The organism is Geodermatophilus sp. SYSU D00879 (assembly GCF_054050375.1).
Map to the genome: position 1 here is coordinate 26,517 of NZ_JBJGZF010000016.1, position 18,177 is coordinate 44,693.

Genomic DNA, 18,177 nt, shown 5'->3' on the forward strand with positions numbered 1-18,177 from the left:
GCACCGGCTCCCGTGCGACCGGACCGCCCCCTCCGGCTCGCACCGAGCCGAGGAGGACCGACATGGCCGACATCCGCCGTCTCCCGACGCCCGTTGCCGAGGTGTGGGACTGGCAGCTGCACGGCGCGTGCCGTGGTGAGAGCACCGCGCTGTTCTTCCACCCCGACGGCGAGCGCGGTCCCGCGCGGGCCCGTCGCCAGGCCGCGGCCAAGGCCGTGTGCGCGAAGTGCCCCGTCGTCGAGGCCTGCCTGAAGCACGCCCTGAGCGTCCGTGAGCCCTACGGCGTCTGGGGCGGCATGAGCGAGGAGGAGCGGGCCCGGCTGATCGCCGCGGAGCCCGCCGCCGTCGCCGCCGGGGTCTAGAGGAAGACCCCCACCTCCCCACGACTCGCAGGCTCGCGGCGGGACCCGACAGGGCCGCACCCGGCACTCGCGAACGAGAGGGCCGGTCCAGCACCCGCTGGACCGGCCCTCTCGTCGTCTGCGCTCAGCCCGTGCGCTCGGCGGCCATCAGCTCGTCGTGCACCCAGGTGCTCCCCCGGTCGTGCGACGTCTCCGCCGACCAGGTGAACGAGTCCGGGCGGACGTCGGTGAACCGCCAGCGCAGCCACGGGTCCTCCTCGTCGCTGAGCAGGACCACCCCGCCGTCCTCCGTGGGCCGGCCCACGAAGCGCCGGACGCGCCCGTTGACGGGTTCCATCCAGATCGAGCGCCAGGTGCCCGGCGCGTGCGGGTCGGGGAAGCGGACCGTCGTCCCGTGGAACGCCCGCGGCGGGACGCCGGCGCCGGACTCTCCCCGGCCGGGGACGATCCACACGTCCTGCACCGCACGGCCGCCGAGCACGCGCCCGACGTGCAGCTCGCCGACCGCCGTCGACCAGGTGCCGTCCGGCTCGAGGCCCCGCCAGCGCAGCCGCCAGGCGCCCTCCAGCCGCCCGAAGAGCCCCAGGTCGTCGGGTCCCTCCGGCGAGGGGTCGTGCAGGGCGTCCGGGAGCATCGGGTCCTCCTCCGCCGGTCGGTCGCGGGCACGACGGTGCCGCGCCGGCCCGCCGCACGTCCAGGGGGCGGACAGCGAGAGGGCCGGTCCAGCGTCTGCTGGACCGGCCCTCTCGTCGTGCGGTGGCCGTCCTGGCTCACCGCCGCGCGTCCTGGCTCACCGTCGGCGGTGGACCAGGACGCAGCACGATCAGCCCGGCTGATCGTGCGCGGCGGCGCCGTTCAGTGGCTGTGGCCGTGGCCGTGCGAGTGGCCGTGGGTGTGGTGCCCGGCCCCCGCGTGCTCGTCCTCCTCCGGCGCCTCGACGACGGCGGAGTCGGTGGTGAGCACCATCGCGGCGATCGACGCGGCGTTGCCCAGCGCGGCCTTGGTGACCTTGACCGGGTCGATGACGCCCTGGGCGGCCAGGTCGCCGTACTCGCCGGTGGCGGCGTTGAAGCCCTGGCCCACGCCGAGGTCGCGGACCTTGCTCACCACGACGCGGCCCTCGAAGCCGGCGTTGTCGGCGATGCGGGCCAGCGGGGCCTCCAGCGCGCGCCGCACGGCGCGGGCGCCGGTCAGCTCGTCGCCGGTGAGGTCCAGCGCGTCGATCGCGGCGGCGGCGTGCACGAGCGCCGAGCCACCGCCGGGGACGACGCCCTCCTCGACCGCGGCCTTGGTGGCGGCGATGGCGTCCTCGATGCGGTGCTTGCGCTCCTTGAGCTCGACCTCGGTGGCCGCGCCGACCCGGATGACGCCGATGCCGCCGGCCAGCTTGGCCAGCCGCTCCTGCAGCTTCTCGCGGTCCCAGTCGGAGTCGGTGGCCTCGATCTCGCGGCGGATCTGGGCGACCCGGTCGGAGATCGCGCCGGCCGTGCCGCCGCCGTCGACGATCGTCGTCGTGTCCTTGCTGACGGTCACGCGGCGGGCGGTGCCGAGCACCTCGAGGCCGACCTGGTCGAGCTTGAGACCGACGTCCTCGCTGACCACCTGGCCGCCGGTGACGACGGCGAGGTCGGTCATGAACGCCTTGCGGCGGTCGCCGAAGTAGGGCGACTTGACCGCGACGACCTTGATCGTCTTGCGGATGGAGTTGACGACGAGGGTGGACAGCGCCTCACCCTCGACGTCCTCGGCGACGATCAGCAGCGGGCGGGCGCCGTTGCCGAGGACCTTCTCCAGCAGCGGCAGCAGGTCGGCCAGCGCGCCGACCTTGCCCTGGACCAGCAGCACGAGGACGTCGTCGAGGACGGCCTCCATCGCCTCCTGGTCGGTGACGAAGTAGGGCGAGAGGTAGCCCTTGTCGAACTGCACGCCCTCGGTGACGTCGAGGTCGGTGGAGAGGGTGTTGCTCTCCTCGACGGTGATGACGCCGTCCTTGCCGACCTTCTCCATCGCCTCGCCGATCAGGCGGCCGACCTCGGCGTCCTGCGCCGAGATGGTCGCGACGCCGGCGATGGCGTCCTGCTCCTCGACCGGGGTGGCGACCTCGTCGAGGGCGGCCGACACGGCGTCGACGGCGGCGCGCATGCCGCGGCCGAGGCCCATCGGGTTGGCGCCGGCGGCGACGTTGCGCATGCCCTCCTTGACCAGGGCCTGCGCCAGCACGGTCGCGGTGGTGGTGCCGTCACCGGCGACGTCGTTGGTCTTGGTCGCGACGTTCTTGGCCAGCTGGGCGCCGAGGTTCTCGTACGGGTCCTCGAGCTCGACCTCGCGGGCGATGGTGACGCCGTCGTTGGTGATGGTCGGGGCGCCGAACTTCTTGTCGAGGACGACGTTGCGCCCGCGCGGGCCGAGGGTCACCTTGACGGCGTCGGCGAGCTTGTCCACGCCGCGCTCGAGCGCGCGGCGGGCGTCCTCGTTGAACTTGATGATCTTGGCCATGGGGCCCTTCCGATCAGGGTTGCTACGGGGTGAGACGGCGACCGCCCCGGGACCCGGTCATACGGGTCGCCGGGGCGGTCGCTTCAGGCTGAGCGGGGAGGTGTCGTCACTTCTCCACGACGGCGAGCAGGTCGCGGGCGGAGAGCACCAGGTACTCCTCGCCGGCGTACTTGACCTCGGTGCCGCCGTACTTCGAGTAGATGACGACGTCGCCGACGTTGACGTCGAGCGGGACGCGGTTGCCGTTGTCGTCGATGCGGCCGGGGCCCACGGCGATGACCGTGCCCTCCTGCGGCTTCTCCTTGGCGGTGTCCGGGATGACCAGGCCGGAGGCGGTGGTGGTCTCGGCCTCGTTGGCCTGGACGACGACGCGGTCCTCGAGCGGCTTGATGTTGACCTTGGTAGCGGTCGTCACGAGGTGACGCCCCCTTCGGGATCGGACGGCGGGTGGTCTCTCATGCTGTGGCACGGGGGCCGGGCCTGCCGTCGCGGGGGTCAGGCGCCTGCCCGTGTCGATTGGCACTCTACCCATGAGAGTGCCAGCCCCTCAACCGGGTCGCCGGGTCGGGCGACGCCGCCCTGCGGGAGGCTGGACGCCGTGCCCGACGACGCCGGCCCGGTCGCCCTCCTGCGCACTCCGGAGGGGACCGCGGCGACCGCGCGGGCGGCGGCGCTGCTGGCCGAGGGCGCCGACGTGCTCGCCGGCGTGGCCCGGCTGCGCGCCGAGGTCGGCCCGGAGCTGGCCGGCCCGGCGTGGGAGCTGGCCCGGCTGCGGGCGCGGGCGCGGCCGGTGTTCGGCGCCGACGCCGACCGGCTGTTCCTCACCGCCGACACCCTCGAGCAGGCCGGCCGTCCCGAGCTGGCCGCCCGCCGCGCCGACCGGCTGCTCGCCGACGGCACCGACTCCGCCGCCGACCTCGGCTGCGCGGCCGGGACCGACACGGTCGCGCTGGCCCGGGCCGGCGCGCGGGTGCTCGCCGTCGACCGCGACCCGGTGGCCCGGGAGCTCACCGCCGCCAACGCCGCCGCGCTCGGGGTGGACGACGACGTGTGGGTGGTCGCCGGCGACGTCGTCGAGCTGGTGGACGCCGCCCGCGGCGGGGAGGTGGCCGGGTGCGGGGCCGCCGTCCTGGACCCCGCCCGGCGGGCCGGCGGGCGGCGGCAGCTGGACCCCGACCGCTGGTCACCGCCCTGGTCGACGGTGGCCGCGCTGCTCGACCGGGTGCCGCGCTCGGTGGTCAAGGTGGCGCCCGGCCTCGACCACGACCGGGTGCCCGACGGCGTCGAGGCCGAGTGGGTCTCGGTGCGCGGGTCGGTCGTCGAGGCGCTGCTGTGGGGCCGCGGGGTGTCGGCGGTGTGGCGGCGGGCGGCCGTCGTCCGCGACGGCGTCGTCCACGAGCTGACCGCGGACGCCGACCCGGGGCCCGCCGACGCCGGCCCGGTGCGCGGGTGGCTGCACGAGCCCGACCCCGCCGTGATCCGCTCGGGGCTGGTGTCCCTGGCGGCCGCGGAGCTCGGCGCCACGCTGGTCGACCCGACGATCGCCTACCTGACCTCCGACGCCCCGGCCGGCTCCCCCTGGGTCACCTCGTACCGGGTCGACGAGGTGCTGCCGTTCTCCCTCAAGCGGCTGCGCGCGCTGCTGCGGGCGCGCGGCGTCGGCCGGGTGGTGGTGAAGAAGCGCGGGTCGGCGATCGAGCCGGAGACCCTCGCCCGGCAGCTCCGCGGCCCCGGCGCCGGCAGCGCGACCGTCGTCGTCACCCGGGTGGCGGGCGCGCCCACGGCCCTCGTGTGCGACCTCATCAACCTGGGTTGACGAACGGCACCGTATCAACCTAGGTTGATGGCATGGCGGTCGAACCGGTCTCCGTGCCCGGGCCCGAGGACCCCGAGGCGGCCCTGGCCGCCGTCGTCGCCCTGCGCCGGCTGGCGAGCCGGCTGGAGGTCGAGGCGGTGGTCGAGGCGGTCGGCCGGGGCTGGACGTGGGCCCAGGTCGGCGAGGCGCTCGGCATCAGCGCGCAGGCCGCCCACAAGAGGTTCGCCCCCGAGGTCCGCGCGCGGCGCGGGCACCGACCACGAGGAGAGACCTGATGGGGATCGTCACGGCACTGCGGGACCTGCGGACGGTGAGGGCGCTGCTCACCGGCGCGGAGGCCGAGGCACGCGGCGGCGGGGAGGCGACGCCCGGCCCCGAGCACCTCCTGCTCGCGGCCACCGCGCTCCCCGACGGCACGGCCGCCGCCGCGCTCGCCCGGGTCGGGACCGACGCCGACCGCCTGCGCGCGGCCGTCGAGGCCGCGCACGCCGCGGCGCTCGCGTCGGTCGGGGTCGGCGCCGGGACCGGGGAGCCGGCGCTGCGCGGGCCCGCCACCGGCCCGATGCGCTCGACCCCGCAGGCGCAGCAGGTCTTCCGGGCGGCGGTCGCGGCGGCGAAGGCGGCGCGCTCCCCGCTGCGCGGCGCGCACGTCGTCGCCGCGGTGTGCGACCTCGAGCGCGGCACCGTCGTCCGCGCGCTGGCCGACCTCGGCGTCGACCGCGCCCGGCTGCGCGACGCGGCCCGCGCCGTCAGCTGACGGTGCCGGAGATGGCCAGTTCTGCCGCCTAGCGGCTGACGACGTCGATCGGCAGCGAGCTGTCGGCGCCCAGCTCCGGCGCCGACGGCTCGACGCCGGCGGCGACCAGGCGCGAGCCGAGCGCGGCGACCATCGCGCCGTTGTCGGTGCACAGCCGCGGGCTGGGCACCCGCAGCACGATCCCGGCCGCGGCGCAGCGCTCCTGGGCCAGCGCCCGCAGCCGCGAGTTGGCCGCCACTCCCCCGCCGAGCACCAGGTGGTCGACGCCGTGCTCGCGGCAGGCCCGCACCGCCTTGGCGGTCAGCACGTCGGCGACCGCCTCCTGGAACGACGCCGCGACGTCGGCCACCGGCACCGGCTCCCCCGCCGCCCGCCGGGCCTCGACCCACCGCGCGACGGCGGTCTTGAGCCCGGAGAAGCTGAAGTCGTAGGGCGCGTCGCGGGGGCCGGTGAGCCCGCGCGGGAAGTCGATCGCCGCCGGGTCGCCCTCGCGGGCCGCCTTGTCGATCGGCGGGCCGCCGGGGAAGGGCAGGCCCAGCACGCGGGCGACCTTGTCGAAGGCCTCGCCGGCGGCGTCGTCGATCGTGCGGCCCAGCGACCGCACCTCCTGGGCGAGGTCGGGCACCAGCAGCAGCGAGCTGTGCCCGCCGGAGACCAGCAGCGCCAGGGACGGCTCGGCGAGGCGGCCGTGCTGCAGCTCGTCGACGGCGACGTGCGCGGCCAGGTGGTTGACCCCGTACAGCGGCTTGTCCAGCGCGAGCGCGTACGCCTTGGCGGCGGCCAGCCCGACCAGCAGGGCGCCGGTGAGCCCGGGCCCGGCGGTGACGGCGACGGCGTCGACGTCGGACGCGGACACCCCGGCCTCGGCCAGCGCGCGGTGCACGGTCGGGACCATCGCCTCCAGGTGCGCCCGCGAGGCGATCTCGGGCACCACGCCGCCGAAGCGCTCGTGCTCGGCCATCGAGGTGGCCAGCGCGTCGGCGAGCAGCGTGTGCCCGCGGACGACGCCGACGCCGGTCTCGTCGCAGGAGGTCTCGAACCCGATGACCAGCGGCTCGTCAGCCACGGAGCCTCTCCCTCTTCATCACGACCGCGTCGGTGTTGCTCGGCTGGTAGTAGCCGCGCCGCCGGCCGATCTCGGTGAACCCGCGCCGCCGGTAGAGGCCCTGCGCGAGCTCGTTGTCGGCCCGCACCTCGAGCAGCACGACCGGGCTGCGCCGGTCGGCCTCGGTGAGCAGCGCGTCGAGCAGCCGCGCCCCGATCCCCTCGCCCTGCCGGTCCCGCGCGACGCCGATGGTCGCCACGTGCGCCTCGTCGTCGTAGGCGATGAGCCCGGCGTACCCGACCACGGCGCCGTCGTCCTCGGCGACCAGGTAGTGGCGGGTGTCGGTGCGGGCGAGCTCGTCGCGGTACATCGCGCGGGTCCAGGTGTCCGGCGCGAAGAGCTCCTCCTCCAGCGCGAGGACCGCGTCGAGGTCGGCCAGCCGCATCGGCCGCAGCCGCGGCGTCACGCGGTCGTCACCGGCTTGAACGACGTCGGCGGGACGGCGTCGGGCCGGCGGAGGTACAGCGGCACCAGCGGCCCGGCGGACGACGGGTCGTCGAGCAGGGACGCCGCCGCGCGCAGCAGCCCGGCGGTGGTCACCTCCGCGGGGTCGACCGGCGCGCCCAGCCGGTCGGCGAACCGCGGGTCGCCGACCAGCGGGCCGGGGAACCCGGCCTCCTCGGGCCGGACGACGCCGGGCCCGTCCACGCGCGCGCCGCCGTCGTCGTAGGCGGCCCAGTAGACCTCCTTGCGGCGGGCGTCGGTGACCACGGTGCGGCGCCCGGAGCCGACCGCGTCCAGCGAGCAGACCCCGACCGCGGGGACGCCGCGCGCGTCGGCGAGCGCCGCGGCGGTGACGACGCCGACCCGCAGGCCGGTGAAGGGCCCGGGGCCGAGGCCCGTCACGACGGCGTCGACGTCGGCGAGGGTCAGCCCGGCCGCGGCCAGCGCCTCGCGGACGGCGGGGACGAGCAGCTCGGCGTGCCGGTTGCCCGAGGGCACCGCCCGCTCGGCGAGCACCTCGACGGCCCCGGCGGTGCGGCGGGCGACCCCGGCGACGAGGGTGGGGGTCGCGGTGTCGAGGGCGAGGACGAGCACGACTCGCCAGGTTAGTCCGGCCGGTCGCCGTCGAGCCGGGCCTCCCAGCCGGGGCCGTGCGGGACGAGCACGGCGGTGCGGACGTCGTCGTCGCGGCGGTCGAGCCGGACCTCGAGGTGCTCGTCGGCCAGCCGCTCGACCAGCCCGGCGCCCCACTCGACCACGGTCACCGACTCCTCGGTGGAGGCGTCGAGGTCGAGGTCGTCGACGTCGGCCACGCTGCCGAGCCGGTAGGCGTCGACGTGCACCAGCGGCAGCCGCCCGCCGCGGTGCACGCGGGCGATGACGAACGTGGGCGAGGTGACCGGCTCGGTCACCCCGAGCGCGGCGCCGAGGCCCTGGGTGAGCGCGGTCTTGCCCGCCCCCAGCGGCCCGGTGAGGACGACGAGGTCGCCCGGCCGCACCACGGCGGCGAGCTCCGCGCCCAGCGCCCGGGTGTCCTCGGGGGTGGGCAGCTCGTGCTCGCGCCTCACCGGGCCAGGCTCCGCGCTACCGAGGTGAGGTCCTCCAGCAGCCCGGCCCGCGGCGCCCCCGCCGGACCGAACCGGATCGCCGCCGACGGGTGGTAGGTCGCCCACACCGCCCGGCCCCCGACGTCGTGCGGGCGGCCGCGGGCCTCGGCGAGCACCGTCCGCGGCCCGAGGAACCACTTCGCCGACGACAGCCCGAGGGCCACGACGACGGGCGGGTCGAGCAGCTCCAGCTGGCGGCGCAGCCAGCCGCTGCAGCGGGCCACCTCGGGTGACTTCGGCGTCCGGTTGCCCGGCGGCCGGCACTTCACGATGTTGAGCACCGCCGCCTCGGCGCGGTCCAGCCCGGCCTCGGCGAGCAGCAGGTCCAGCAGCTGCCCCGACTTCCCGACGAAGGGCCGGCCGGTCTCGTCCTCGTTCGCCCCGGGCGCCTCCCCGACCAGCGCGAACCGGGCCCGGCCGCGCACCGGCGGGTCACCGACGACGACGTGCTGCCGGGTGGTGGCCAGCTCGGGGCAGGCGACGCAGGGGGTGGCGGCCGCGGCCAGCTCGGACCAGTCGGCGGCCGCCGCGGCGGTGCGCGCGACCTCCTCGGCCGCGGCGTCGAACCGGGGCGGACGGGGGGCGGCCACGCGCCGACCCTACGGGGGCCGCGGCGGCCGGGCCTCCGGGCTTCCCTCCGCGGCCCGGGAGGCCCACCCTGTGCTCGGGACCCCGCGCCGGGAGGAGCCGCCATGACGCCGCAGCCGGACGTGTACGACGTCGCCTGCCTCGCCGGCGGGACGCAGCGGGTGGTCGACACCGCCCTGGTGGCCCTGGTGGTCACCGGCCGGGTCCGCGCGGTCGCCCCGGGCGAGCTGCAGGTGGTCTCCCCTCGGCGCCGCCACCCGGTCGAGGCCGCGGTCCTCGACGCCGTCGGGGCGCGGGGCCGCCGCTCGGTCGAGACCGTGCGCTGGCGGGCGCTCGGCGACGAGCGGGTGGCCGAGGTCGTGCGGCGGCTGCGCCACGAGGGGCTGCTCGGCCGGCTGCTCGGCCCGACCGCCGCGGGCCGGCGGCTGCTGCGGGACGCGCGGGCCGGCGACGCCGACCCGGTGCGCCGGGCGGCGCTGGACGGCGCGCAGCGGCTCTCCGACCCGGCGCTGCGGGCGGCGGTGGTGGAGCCGCCGCGCCGTCCGGTCGTGCCCGGCGCCGGGACGCCGTGGGAGCTGACCTTCGCCGACGGCTGCGAGGTCGCCCACCGCACCCGCGACGAGCTGATGGGCCGCCTGTACGACGCCCGCGGCTGAGGGTCAGTCCCGGACGGGCGTCCCGGCGGCGACGCGGCGCAGCAGGCCGGACAGGGCCCGGGTGACCTCCTCGGGCCGCTCCAGCGGGACCAGGTGCCCGGCGTCCGGCACGACGACGTACTCGACCATCGGGCCCTCGCCGCCGAGCAAGTCCACGAGGGTGTCGCTGTGCGCCCGCGGGATCATCCTGTCCGCGTCACCGGTGAGCACCAGCGTCGGCACGCCGCGCAGCGGCTCGAGCGCGCCCGTCTCGTCGAGGCCGGCCAGCGCCGGGTAGAACTCCGCGATCACGTCGACCGGGGTGCCGCCGATCATCGCGTCCACGTAGCGGCCCAGCCGCGGGTCGACGTCGGTGGAGGAGAACGACAGCGACCAGGTGGCCGCGGAGACGACGTCGGCGGCCAGCCGGCGGGTGCGCTCGGCGAACACCGGCCGCCGGCGCATCGTCCAGGCCGCGACCGGCAGCACCGCGGCGCGCACGCGGGTGAGGAACTCGGGCAGGCCGAAGTCCAGCTCGGCCAGGTTGCCGCTGGACGTCGACACCAGGGCCGCGCCGACGACCTTGGTGCCGAACAGCTCCGGGCGCAGGTCGGCCAGGCCCATGACGGTCATGCCGCCCATGGAGTGCCCGACGAGCACGACCGGGCCCTCGGGCACCCGGGTCTCGATGACGGTGGCGAGGTCGTGGGCGAGCTGCTCGATCGTCGAGTTCTCGGCCGGGCCGCGGCTGGAGCCCCCGTGGCCGCGCTGGTCGTAGAACACCAGCCGGGCCGCGGGACGGTGCCCGTTGGCGGTGGCCAGCTGCGCGCCCAGCGACCGCCGCTGGAACGTCCACGACGCCATCGACAGCGTGTAGCCGTGCACGAAGACGACGGTCAGCGGCGCGTCGAGCGGGCCGACCTCCTCCACCGCCAGCAGCACGCCGTCGTCGGCCTGGACCAGGGCGGTGCGGTCGGCCCGGCGGGAGGCCGGGCCGAGCGGGTCGTCCTCGCGCAGCTCGGCGGCCGTGGCGCCCTCGGGCAGCGCCCCGGCGGGGCTCAGCCGCTCGGCGTGCACCCGCCGGGTGGCGATCCGGGCGACGGCCACGCCGACGGCGGTGGTCGCCGCCGCCAGGCCGACGACGGCCCCGGCGACCCCGGCGGCCGGGTGGCGCTCCAGCGCCCCGGCGACACCGGACCGCGCCGGGGCGGCCGCGCGCCGCACCGGTCTCCTGCTGCGTGCCATCAGACCGCCCCCGCGGACCCGACGTGCCGGCGGGTGAACCGCCCGCCGACCCGGGTGACCAGCTCGTAGTGGATGGTGTCGACCGCGTCGGCCCACTGCTGCGCGGTGGGCTCGCCCCGGTCGCCGGGACCCCAGAGGACCACCTCGTCGCCCGGCGCCACGGCGGCGTCGCCGACGTCGAGCACGAACTGGTCCATGCACACCCGCCCGGCGATGGTGCGCTGGGCGCCGCCGGCGAGCACCGGCGCCCGGTTGCCCGCCGCCCGCGGCACCCCGTCGGCGTACCCCACGGGCACGAGCGCGAGCGTGGTCTCGGTCACCGGCGAGTAGGTGTGGCCGTAGGAGACGCCGACGCCCGCGGGCACCCGCTTGGTCAGCGCCACCCGCGCGCGCACGGTCATGGCCGGCCGCAGGCCGTGCACCGCCGGGTCGCCGCCGAGCGGGTCCAGGCCGTAGAGGGCGATGCCGGGGCGGACCATGTCGTACCAGGTCTCCGGCAGCGCCACGGTGGCCGCGGAGTTGGCCAGGTGCCGCCGCCCGTCCAGGCCGGCGCCGCGGGCGAGGTCCACGGCCTCGTCGAACACCCGCACCTGGGCGCCGATCGTCGGGTGGGTCGGCGCGTCGGCGTAGGCCATGTGGCTCCACAGGCCGACCACCTCGACCTCGCCGTCGGCCTGCGCGCGGGCGGCCGCGGCGACCAGGCCCGGCCAGTCCGCCATCGTGGCGCCCTCGCGGGACAGGCCGGTGTCGGCGAACAGGTGCAGCCGCGCGGTCCGGCCGGTGGCGCGGGCGGCGGCGACCACCTCGGCCAGCCCCCACTCGGCGTTCACCGACACCTCGACGTCGGCCTGCAGCGCCGGGGCGAAGTCGGTGCCGGGGGTGTGCAGCCAGGCCAGCAGCGGGGCGGTCACCCCCGCGGCGCGCAGCGCCAGCGCCTCCTCCAGGACGGCGACGCCGAGCGCGTCGGCACCGCCGGCCAGCACCGCCCGGGCCGCGGGCACCAGCCCGTGCCCGTAGCCGTCGGCCTTGACCACCGCCATGAGCGGCCGGCCGACCCGTTCGCGCAGCACGGCGGTGTTCGCCGCGATCGCGTCGAGATCGACGACCACCTCGGCCCGGGGTTCGCTCACACCCCCGAGTCTCGCAGGCCGGTGCTCCGCACCCGGCCCACCGTCTCGGAGAGCCGCCGCACCAGGTCGCCGGCGACCACCGGGCCGGTCTCCGCGGCGACCTGACCGGCGCGGCCGTGCAGGTGCGCGGCCGCCGCCGCGGTCTCCGCGGCCGGGGTGCCGGTGGCCAGCAGGGCGCCGAGGATCCCCGACAGCACGTCCCCGGTGCCCGCGGTGGCCATCTCCGGGGTGCCGGTGCCGTTGACGAACGCGGTCCCGTCCCGGTCCGCGACGACGGTGGCGCTGCCCTTGAGCAGCACGACCGCGCCGAGGTCCGCGGCCAGCCGGCGGGCGCTGCCGACCCGGTCGGCGCCGACCGCGACGCCGAAGCGCTCGAACTCGCGGTCGTGCGGGGTGAGCACGGTGGGGGCGGTCCGGCGGCGGACCAGGTCCGGCTCGCGGGCGGCCATCGTCAGCGCGTCGGCGTCGACCACCACCGGCAGGTCGGTGGCCAGCACCTCGGCCAGCACGCTGCGGGCGTCGTCGTCGGTGCCCATGCCGGGACCGACCACCCAGGCCTGCACCTGCCCGGCGTCGCCGGGGCGGCCCGCGGTGACGATCGCCTCGGGCCACGCGGCGCGCACGCCCTCGGCCGCCGTGCCCGCGTAGCGGACCAGCCCCGGCCGGGTGCGCAGCGCCGCCCCGGTGCACAGCACCCCGGCGCCGGGGTAGGTGGCCGAGCCGGCCACGATCCCGACGACGCCGCGGGAGTACTTGTCGTCGACGTCGCCGGGCGGCTGCAGGTGCGCGGCGACGTCGGCGTCGGTGAGCTGGTGCGCCCGCGCGGGGGCCAGGTGCGGGCCCAGGCCGATGTCGACCAGGTGCACCGTGCCGGCGTGCCCGCGGCCCTCGCCGACGACGAGGCCGGGCTTCACCGCGCCGAAGGTGACCGTGTGGACGGCGGAGAACGCGGCGCCCTCGACCGCGCCGGTGTCGGCGTCCACGCCGCTCGGGACGTCGACGGCGACGGGGATGCCCGGGCCGGTGGCGGCGCGCTCGGCCAGCCGGGCGGCGTCCGGGCGCAGCCCGCCGCGGCCGCCGATGCCGACGATGCCGTCGAGGACGAGGTCGGCGCGGTCCAGCCCGTCGGGCCCGTCCGGGCCGGTGACCCGCCCGCCGGCGCGGCGCAGCGCCGCCAGCCCGGCGGGGTGGGCGCGGTCCGGGGCGAGCAGGACGGCGGTCACCCGGGCGCCGCGGGCGGCCAGCTGCGCGCCGGCGAACAGCGCGTCGCCGCCGTTGTTGCCGCCGCCGGCCAGGACGGTGACCCGGGCGCCGTGCGCCCGGCCGAGCAGCCGCAGGCAGACGGTGGCCAGGCCGGTCGCCGCGCGCTGCATGAGCGCGCCCTCGCGGGTGCGGGCCAGCAGCACGTCCTCGGCGGCGCGGACCTCCGCGACGGTGGACAGCCCGATCACGCGGGGCCCCCCTCGGCGACGACCACGGCCGACGCGATGCCGCCGTCGTGGCTGAGCGAGAGGTGCCAGCTGCCGATGCCGAGGTCCGCGGCCCGCTTCGCGACCGTGCCCCGCACCTCCAGGTGCGGGCGGCCGCGCTCGCCGACCATGACCTCGACGTCGTGCCAGTGCAGCGAGCCGGGCGCGCCGAGGGCCTTGGCGACCGCCTCCTTGGCGGCGAACCGCGCGGCCAGCGACTCCGCGGTGCGGGGGCTCCCCGACGGCGTCGTCTGCTCGTCCGCGGTGAACAGCCGGTCCCGCAGCCCGGGGGTGCGCTCCAGCGACTCGGCGAAACGGGTCACGGGGACCACGTCGATCCCGACCCCGACGATCACCGGGCCAGTCTGCCGTGCGCCCGCCGGACGCGCCGTCCTGGCTCACCGTCACGCGTCCTGGCTCACCGCCGACGGCGAGCCAGGACGCAGCACGATCAGCTCACCTGATCGTGCACGAGCTCACTCGACGGTGACGCTCTTGGCCAGGTTGCGGGGCTGGTCGACGTCGAAGCCGCGGGTGTCGGCGATCTCGCAGGCGAGGATCTGCAGCGGCACGGTGGTCACCACGGGGGCGAGCAGGGTGGGGGTGCGCGGCACCCGGATGAGGTGGTCGGCGTAGGGGACGACGTCCTCGTCGCCCTCCTCGGCGATGACGATGGTGCGCGCCCCGCGGGCCCGGATCTCCTGGATGTTGGAGACGACCTTGCCGTGCAGCAGGCTGCGCCCGCGCGGCGACGGCGCGATGACCACCACGGGGGTGCCCTCGTCGATGACCGCGATCGGGCCGTGCTTGAGCTCGCCGGCGGCGAAGCCCTCGGCGTGGATGTAGGCCAGCTCCTTGAGCTTGAGCGCACCCTCCAGCGCCACCGGGAAGCCGACGTGCCGGCCGAGGAACAGGACCGTGTCCGAGTCGGCCAGCGACCGGCCCAGCTCCCGCACCGGCTCCATCTGGGTCAGCACCCGCTCGACCGCCTCGGGCAGCCGCTGCAGCTGCTGGACGATCGACCCGACCTCGTCGGCGTACTTGATGCCGCGCACCTGCGCGAGGAACAGCCCGACCAGGTAGCAGGCGACGATCTGCGCCAGGAACGCCTTGGTCGAGGCGACGGCGATCTCCGGGCCGGCGTGGGTGTAGAGCACGGCGTCGGACTCGCGCGGGATCGTCGAGCCGTTGACGTTGCAGATGGCCAGCACCCGGGCCTTCTGCTCCTTGGCGTGCCGCAGCGCCATGAGGGTGTCCATCGTCTCGCCGGACTGGCTGATGACGACGACCAGCGTGGAGCGGTCGAGCACCGGGTCGCGGTAGCGGAACTCGCTGGCCACCTCCACCTCGACCGGGATGCGGGTCCAGTGCTCGATGGCGTACTTGGCGATCAGCCCGGCGTGGTAGCTGGTGCCGCAGGAGACGACGAAGACCTTGTCGACGTCGCGCAGCTCCTGGTCGGACAGCCGCACCTCGTCGAGGACCAGCTCGCCGTCGTCGCCGAGGCGCCCGCGCAGGGTGTCGGCGACCGCCTGCGGCTGCTCGGCGATCTCCTTGAGCATGAACCAGTCGTGACCGCCCTTCTCGGCGGCCGCGGCGTCCCAGTCGACGGTGTAGGCGGCGGGCTCGGCGGGCGCGCCCTCGAAGTCGGTGACGGTCAGGCCGCGGGTGCGGTCGATCTCGACGACCTGGTCCTGGCCGAGCTCGCGGGCCTCGCGGGTGTGCGCGATGAACGCCGCGACGTCGGAGCCGAGGAAGTACTCGCCGTCGCCGACGCCGACCACCAGCGGGCTGTTGCGGCGGGAGGCGACCAGCGTGTCGGGCTCGTCGGCGTGCGCGGCGACGAGGGTGAAGGCGCCCTCCAGCCGGCGGCTCACCGCGCGCATCGCCTCGGCGAACCGCCCCGGGCCCTCCGGCAGCTCGGAGTAGGCCGCCGCCAGCAGGTGCGCCACGACCTCGGTGTCGGTCTCCGAGCGCATCTCCACGCCGGCGGCCTCGCACTCGGCGCGCAGGTGGGCGAAGTTCTCGATGATCCCGTTGTGGATGACGGCGACCCGCCCGTCGGCCGACAGGTGCGGGTGGGCGTTGCGGTCGGTCGGGCCGCCGTGCGTCGCCCAGCGGGTGTGCCCGATGCCGATGGTCGACTCGGGCAGCGGGGTGTCGGCCAGGACCTTCTCCAGGTTGGCCAGCTTCCCCGCCTTCTTGGCCGACGCCAGCTCTCCGGAGCCGTCGCCGTCCACCCGGACGGCGACGCCCGCGGAGTCGTACCCGCGGTACTCGAGCCGGCGCAGGCCCTCGAGGACGACGTCCAGGGCGTTCTTGGGGCCGACGTAACCCACGATGCCGCACATGTGCATCGAGGCTACCGGGCAAGGGGACCGATCCGTCCCGCTGCGGTGTGAGACGCGGAGCCCGTCCCACCCGCCCCACCGGGCCGGTCAGGACCGGGGGGACACCGGGCGTGGGCGCGGCGCGCCGTCGACGGCCACGTCGAAGCGCTCGTCGAAGACGCACAGCAGTCCCCGGAGCTGCGCCGCGTCGGGCAGCGGGTCGCGGTAGCTCCACACCGCGTCCGGGACCAGCCCGTCGCCGGTCCGCACCGACCAGGAGCCGGCCTCGCCCCTGTAGGCGCCCCAGGGGCGCGTCCCGCTGGGCACCAGGTCGGCGACCGTCCTCGGCCGGTGGGCGCCGTGCTCGTCCCGGGACGCCGCCCCGGTCCAGCCCGGGCGGTCAGTCGACGGCGGCGACGACCGCGGCGAGCCGGGAGGCGATCCCGTCGGCGAGCTCCTGGGTGGGCGCCTCGACCATCACGCGCACGAGCTGCTCGGTGCCCGAGGGCCGCAGCAGCACCCGGCCGTCGTCGCCGAGCTCGGCCTCGACGGCGTTGACCGCGCTGCCCACGGCCTCGCTCTCCACGACCCGGATGCGGTCGCGGACCGGGACGTTGACCAGGGTCTGCGGGAGCCGGCGCACCACCGAGGCGAGGTCGGCGAGCGAGCTGCCGGTGGCGGCCATGCGGGACAGCAGCGACAGCCCGGTGAGCAGGCCGTCGCCGGTGGTGGCGTGGTCGAGGAAGACCAGGTGGCCGCTCTGCTCCCCGCCGAGGCTGAGCCCCTGCTCCCGCAGCGCCTCGAGGACGTAGCGGTCGCCGACGGCGGTGGTGTGCACCGCGATGCCGGCCTCGCGCATCGTGTGGTGGAAGCCGAGGTTGCTCATCACCGTGGCGACGACGGTGTCCCGGGCGAGCTCGCCGCGCTCCTTGAGCGCCAGCGCGCACACGGCGAGGATCGCGTCGCCGTCGACCACCCGGCCGTCGGCGGTGACCGCGAGGCAGCGGTCGGCGTCGCCGTCGTGCGCGATGCCGAGGTCGGCGCCGGTCTCACGGACGGCGTCGGTCAGCGGGCCCAGGTGGGTGGAGCCGATGCCGTCGTTGATGTTCCAGCCGTCGGGCTCGCCGCCGATGACGGTGACCTCGGCGCCGGCGCGGCGGTAGACGTCGGGGGCGACGGTCGCGGCCGAGCCGTGCGCGCAGTCGACGACCAGGCGCAGGCCGGACACCGACCCGGGGAGCGTCGACAGCAGGTGCTTGGCGTAGTCCTCGCCGGCGCCGGGCAGGTCGCGGACCCGGCCGATGCCGGCGCCGGTCGGGCGGTGGCCGTCGGTGCTGCGGCGGGAGGTGGCGATGGCCTGCTCGATCGCCGCCTCGACCGCGTCGGGCAGCTTGTGGCCGCCGCGGCTGAACAGCTTGATGCCGTTGTCGGGCATCGGGTTGTGGCTGGCCGAGATCATGACGCCGAGGTCGGCGCCGGTCTCGGCGGTGAGGAAGGCGACGGCCGGGGTGGGCAGCACGCCGACGCGCAGCACCTCGGCGCCGGCGCTCGCGAGGCCCGCCACCACGGCGGCCTCGAGCATCTCCCCGCTGGCGCGGGGGTCACGCCCGACGACCGCGACGGGACGCGAGGTCCCGTCGCGGTCGGCGAGCACGCTGGCGGCGGCACGCGCCACCGAGAGGGCCAACTCCGGCGTGAGGTCGGCGTTGGCCCGACCCCGGACGCCGTCGGTCCCGAAGAGGCGACCCACGGCGGTGCCGGTCAGCGCTTCGAGTACTGAGGCGCCTTGCGGGCCTTCTTGAGCCCGTACTTCTTGCGCTCCTTGACCCGCGCGTCGCGGGTGAGGAAGCCGGCCTTCTTGAGGGCCGGGCGGTCCTCGGCCTCGACCTCGATCAGGGCGCGGGCGATCGCCAGGCGCAGCGCGCCGGCCTGGCCGGTGACGCCGCCGCCCTTGAGGATGCCGACGACGTCGTACTGCTCGGCCTTCTCGAGGGTCACGAACGGCTCGCGGATGAGCTGCTGGTGGACCTTGTTCGGGAAGTACTGCTCGAGGCTGCGGCCGTTGAGGCGGAACTGGCCGGTGCCGGGCACGAGCCGCACGCGGACGATGGCCTCCTTGCGCCGGCCGACGGTCTGGACCGGGCGCCCCTCGGCGTCGGTCACGGTGAGGGGGGAGGTCACTGGGCCACCTGCTTGATCTCGAACGTCTGGGGCTGCTGGGCGGCGTGCGGGTGCTCGGGGCCCGCGTACACCTTCAGCTTCTTGATCATCTGCCGGCCGAGGCTGTTGTGCGGCAGCATGCCCTTCACCGCGCGCTCGACGACGCGGTCGGGGTGGGTGCGCAGCTGGTCGCCGACGTTGATGGCGCGCAGACCGCCCGGGTAGCCGGAGTGCCGGTAGGCGGTCTTCTGGTCGCGCTTGGAGCCGGTGAGGGCGATCTTGTTCGCGTTCACGACGACGACGAAGTCACCGACGTCGACGTGGGGGGCGAACTGGGGCTTGTGCTTGCCGCGCAGCAGGGTCGCGACCTGGCTGGCGAGTCGACCGAGCACCACGTCGGTGGCGTCGATGACGTGCCAGGCGCGGGTGACCTCGCCGGGCTTGGGTGAGTACGTGCGCACGGCGCTCGTGTCCTCCGTCGTCGTCGGGGTGGCTGGTGGGATCGCCTCACCGAGGACGGGAGACGCCGGCGGC

General features: G+C 76.5%; 21 protein-coding genes and 1 pseudogene. 5 read left to right on the forward strand and 17 right to left on the reverse strand.

Annotated features, from left to right (window positions below):
• The first annotated feature begins 62 nt into the window (after positions 1-62).
• Entirely contained in the window at positions 63-362 is a 300-nt protein-coding gene (locus tag ACI79B_RS18250) for a WhiB family transcriptional regulator (protein ID WP_387987654.1), read from the forward strand.
• 124 nt (positions 363-486) lie between these two features.
• Here the strand turns inward: ACI79B_RS18250 and ACI79B_RS18255 are convergent, their stop codons facing one another.
• From ACI79B_RS18255 to groES, 3 genes are all read right to left on the reverse strand, one after another.
• Positions 487-996, reverse strand: a complete 510-nt coding sequence (locus tag ACI79B_RS18255; protein ID WP_456929459.1) for a hypothetical protein — start codon at positions 994-996, stop codon at positions 487-489.
• A gap of 221 nt (positions 997-1,217) precedes the next feature.
• Positions 1,218-2,858, reverse strand: coding sequence for a chaperonin GroEL (groL, locus tag ACI79B_RS18260; RefSeq protein WP_456929460.1), 1,641 nt, complete (start codon positions 2,856-2,858; stop codon positions 1,218-1,220).
• Between the two features lie 106 nt (positions 2,859-2,964).
• Positions 2,965-3,273, reverse strand: a complete 309-nt coding sequence (gene groES, locus ACI79B_RS18265; protein ID WP_110005357.1) for a co-chaperone GroES — start codon at positions 3,271-3,273, stop codon at positions 2,965-2,967.
• Between the two features lie 183 nt (positions 3,274-3,456).
• On the opposite strand from groES, the gene ACI79B_RS18270 reads away from it, so the two are divergent.
• From ACI79B_RS18270 to ACI79B_RS18280, 3 genes are read left to right on the forward strand one after another with little or no spacing between them, the layout of a single operon-like run.
• Positions 3,457-4,674: a class I SAM-dependent methyltransferase gene (locus ACI79B_RS18270; RefSeq protein ID WP_456929461.1), complete on the forward strand. Its 1,218-nt coding sequence runs from the start codon at positions 3,457-3,459 to the stop codon at positions 4,672-4,674.
• A gap of 32 nt (positions 4,675-4,706) precedes the next feature.
• Positions 4,707-4,949 (forward strand): RNA polymerase subunit sigma-70, encoded by a 243-nt coding sequence (locus ACI79B_RS18275; RefSeq protein ID WP_456929462.1) that lies wholly within the window; start codon positions 4,707-4,709, stop codon positions 4,947-4,949.
• Positions 4,949-5,431: a Clp protease N-terminal domain-containing protein gene (locus tag ACI79B_RS18280; RefSeq protein ID WP_456929463.1), complete on the forward strand. Its 483-nt coding sequence runs from the start codon at positions 4,949-4,951 to the stop codon at positions 5,429-5,431. Before ACI79B_RS18275 ends, ACI79B_RS18280 begins: the two co-directional genes overlap by 1 nt.
• 28 nt (positions 5,432-5,459) lie before the next feature.
• Here ACI79B_RS18280 and tsaD read toward each other — a convergent pair whose 3' ends face one another.
• The 5 genes from tsaD to ACI79B_RS18305 are packed head-to-tail and all read right to left on the reverse strand — an operon-like array spanning position 5,460 to position 8,676.
• Entirely contained in the window at positions 5,460-6,497 is a 1,038-nt protein-coding gene (gene tsaD / locus ACI79B_RS18285) for a tRNA (adenosine(37)-N6)-threonylcarbamoyltransferase complex transferase subunit TsaD (RefSeq protein WP_456929464.1), read from the reverse strand.
• Positions 6,490-6,942, reverse strand: a complete 453-nt coding sequence (gene rimI, locus ACI79B_RS18290) for a ribosomal protein S18-alanine N-acetyltransferase (protein WP_456929465.1) — start codon at positions 6,940-6,942, stop codon at positions 6,490-6,492. The genes tsaD and rimI overlap by 8 nt, the downstream gene beginning before the upstream one ends.
• Positions 6,939-7,574 carry a tRNA (adenosine(37)-N6)-threonylcarbamoyltransferase complex dimerization subunit type 1 TsaB gene (gene tsaB, locus ACI79B_RS18295; protein WP_456929466.1) on the reverse strand — a complete coding sequence of 212 codons (636 nt, stop codon included), beginning with the start codon at positions 7,572-7,574 and terminating at the stop codon, positions 6,939-6,941. Before tsaB ends, rimI begins: the two co-directional genes overlap by 4 nt.
• 11 nt (positions 7,575-7,585) lie before the next feature.
• A complete protein-coding gene (gene tsaE / locus ACI79B_RS18300; protein WP_456929467.1) occupies positions 7,586-8,047 on the reverse strand; it encodes a tRNA (adenosine(37)-N6)-threonylcarbamoyltransferase complex ATPase subunit type 1 TsaE in 462 nt (153 codons plus the stop codon).
• The gene (locus tag ACI79B_RS18305; protein WP_456929468.1) at positions 8,044-8,676 is read right to left on the reverse strand and encodes a uracil-DNA glycosylase; all 633 of its coding nucleotides are present in this window, start codon (positions 8,674-8,676) and stop codon (positions 8,044-8,046) included. The genes tsaE and ACI79B_RS18305 overlap by 4 nt, the downstream gene beginning before the upstream one ends.
• A gap of 93 nt (positions 8,677-8,769) precedes the next feature.
• Between ACI79B_RS18305 and ACI79B_RS18310 the strand changes: the two are divergent.
• A pseudogene (locus ACI79B_RS18310) lies at positions 8,770-9,330 on the forward strand (TIGR04222 domain-containing membrane protein); the annotation flags it as partial.
• A 3-nt stretch (positions 9,331-9,333) separates the two neighbouring features.
• Here the strand turns inward: ACI79B_RS18310 and ACI79B_RS18315 are convergent.
• From ACI79B_RS18315 to rplM, 9 genes are all read right to left on the reverse strand, one after another.
• The gene (locus tag ACI79B_RS18315; RefSeq protein ID WP_456929469.1) at positions 9,334-10,533 is read right to left on the reverse strand and encodes an alpha/beta fold hydrolase; all 1,200 of its coding nucleotides are present in this window, start codon (positions 10,531-10,533) and stop codon (positions 9,334-9,336) included.
• A gap of 20 nt (positions 10,534-10,553) precedes the next feature.
• Entirely contained in the window at positions 10,554-11,684 is a 1,131-nt protein-coding gene (gene alr / locus ACI79B_RS18320; protein ID WP_456929470.1) for an alanine racemase, read from the reverse strand.
• Positions 11,681-13,135 carry an NAD(P)H-hydrate dehydratase gene (locus tag ACI79B_RS18325; RefSeq protein WP_456929471.1) on the reverse strand — a complete coding sequence of 485 codons (1,455 nt, stop codon included), beginning with the start codon at positions 13,133-13,135 and terminating at the stop codon, positions 11,681-11,683. The genes alr and ACI79B_RS18325 overlap by 4 nt, the downstream gene beginning before the upstream one ends.
• A complete protein-coding gene (locus tag ACI79B_RS18330) occupies positions 13,132-13,509 on the reverse strand; it encodes a holo-ACP synthase (RefSeq protein ID WP_456929472.1) in 378 nt (125 codons plus the stop codon). Before ACI79B_RS18330 ends, ACI79B_RS18325 begins: the two co-directional genes overlap by 4 nt.
• Before the next feature lie 120 nt (positions 13,510-13,629).
• Positions 13,630-15,504: a glutamine--fructose-6-phosphate transaminase (isomerizing) gene (gene glmS, locus ACI79B_RS18335; protein WP_457000235.1), complete on the reverse strand. Its 1,875-nt coding sequence runs from the start codon at positions 15,502-15,504 to the stop codon at positions 13,630-13,632.
• An 87-nt stretch (positions 15,505-15,591) separates the two neighbouring features.
• Positions 15,592-15,810 (reverse strand): DUF427 domain-containing protein, encoded by a 219-nt coding sequence (locus tag ACI79B_RS18340; protein WP_456929474.1) that lies wholly within the window; start codon positions 15,808-15,810, stop codon positions 15,592-15,594.
• A 73-nt stretch (positions 15,811-15,883) separates the two neighbouring features.
• Positions 15,884-17,233, reverse strand: coding sequence for a phosphoglucosamine mutase (glmM, locus tag ACI79B_RS18345; RefSeq protein ID WP_456929475.1), 1,350 nt, complete (start codon positions 17,231-17,233; stop codon positions 15,884-15,886).
• An 11-nt stretch (positions 17,234-17,244) separates the two neighbouring features.
• Positions 17,245-17,664 carry a 30S ribosomal protein S9 gene (gene rpsI / locus ACI79B_RS18350; protein ID WP_456929476.1) on the reverse strand — a complete coding sequence of 140 codons (420 nt, stop codon included), beginning with the start codon at positions 17,662-17,664 and terminating at the stop codon, positions 17,245-17,247.
• Positions 17,661-18,104: a 50S ribosomal protein L13 gene (rplM, locus tag ACI79B_RS18355; RefSeq protein ID WP_387987693.1), complete on the reverse strand. Its 444-nt coding sequence runs from the start codon at positions 18,102-18,104 to the stop codon at positions 17,661-17,663. Before rplM ends, rpsI begins: the two co-directional genes overlap by 4 nt.
• Between the last annotated feature and the right edge of the window lie 73 nt (positions 18,105-18,177).

Excerpts from the sequence above, each read along its gene's own strand:
- ACI79B_RS18250 (WP_387987654.1), top strand. The coding sequence starts at position 63 with ATGGCCGACATCCGCCGTCTCCCGACGCCCGTTGCCGAGGTGTGGGAC.
- ACI79B_RS18255 (WP_456929459.1), bottom strand. The coding sequence starts at position 996 with ATGCTCCCGGACGCCCTGCACGACCCCTCGCCGGAGGGACCCGACGAC.
- groL (WP_456929460.1), bottom strand. The coding sequence starts at position 2,858 with ATGGCCAAGATCATCAAGTTCAACGAGGACGCCCGCCGCGCGCTCGAG.
- ACI79B_RS18275 (WP_456929462.1), top strand. The coding sequence starts at position 4,707 with ATGGCGGTCGAACCGGTCTCCGTGCCCGGGCCCGAGGACCCCGAGGCG.
- ACI79B_RS18280 (WP_456929463.1), top strand. The coding sequence starts at position 4,949 with ATGGGGATCGTCACGGCACTGCGGGACCTGCGGACGGTGAGGGCGCTG.
- glmS (WP_457000235.1), bottom strand. The coding sequence starts at position 15,504 with ATGTGCGGCATCGTGGGTTACGTCGGCCCCAAGAACGCCCTGGACGTC.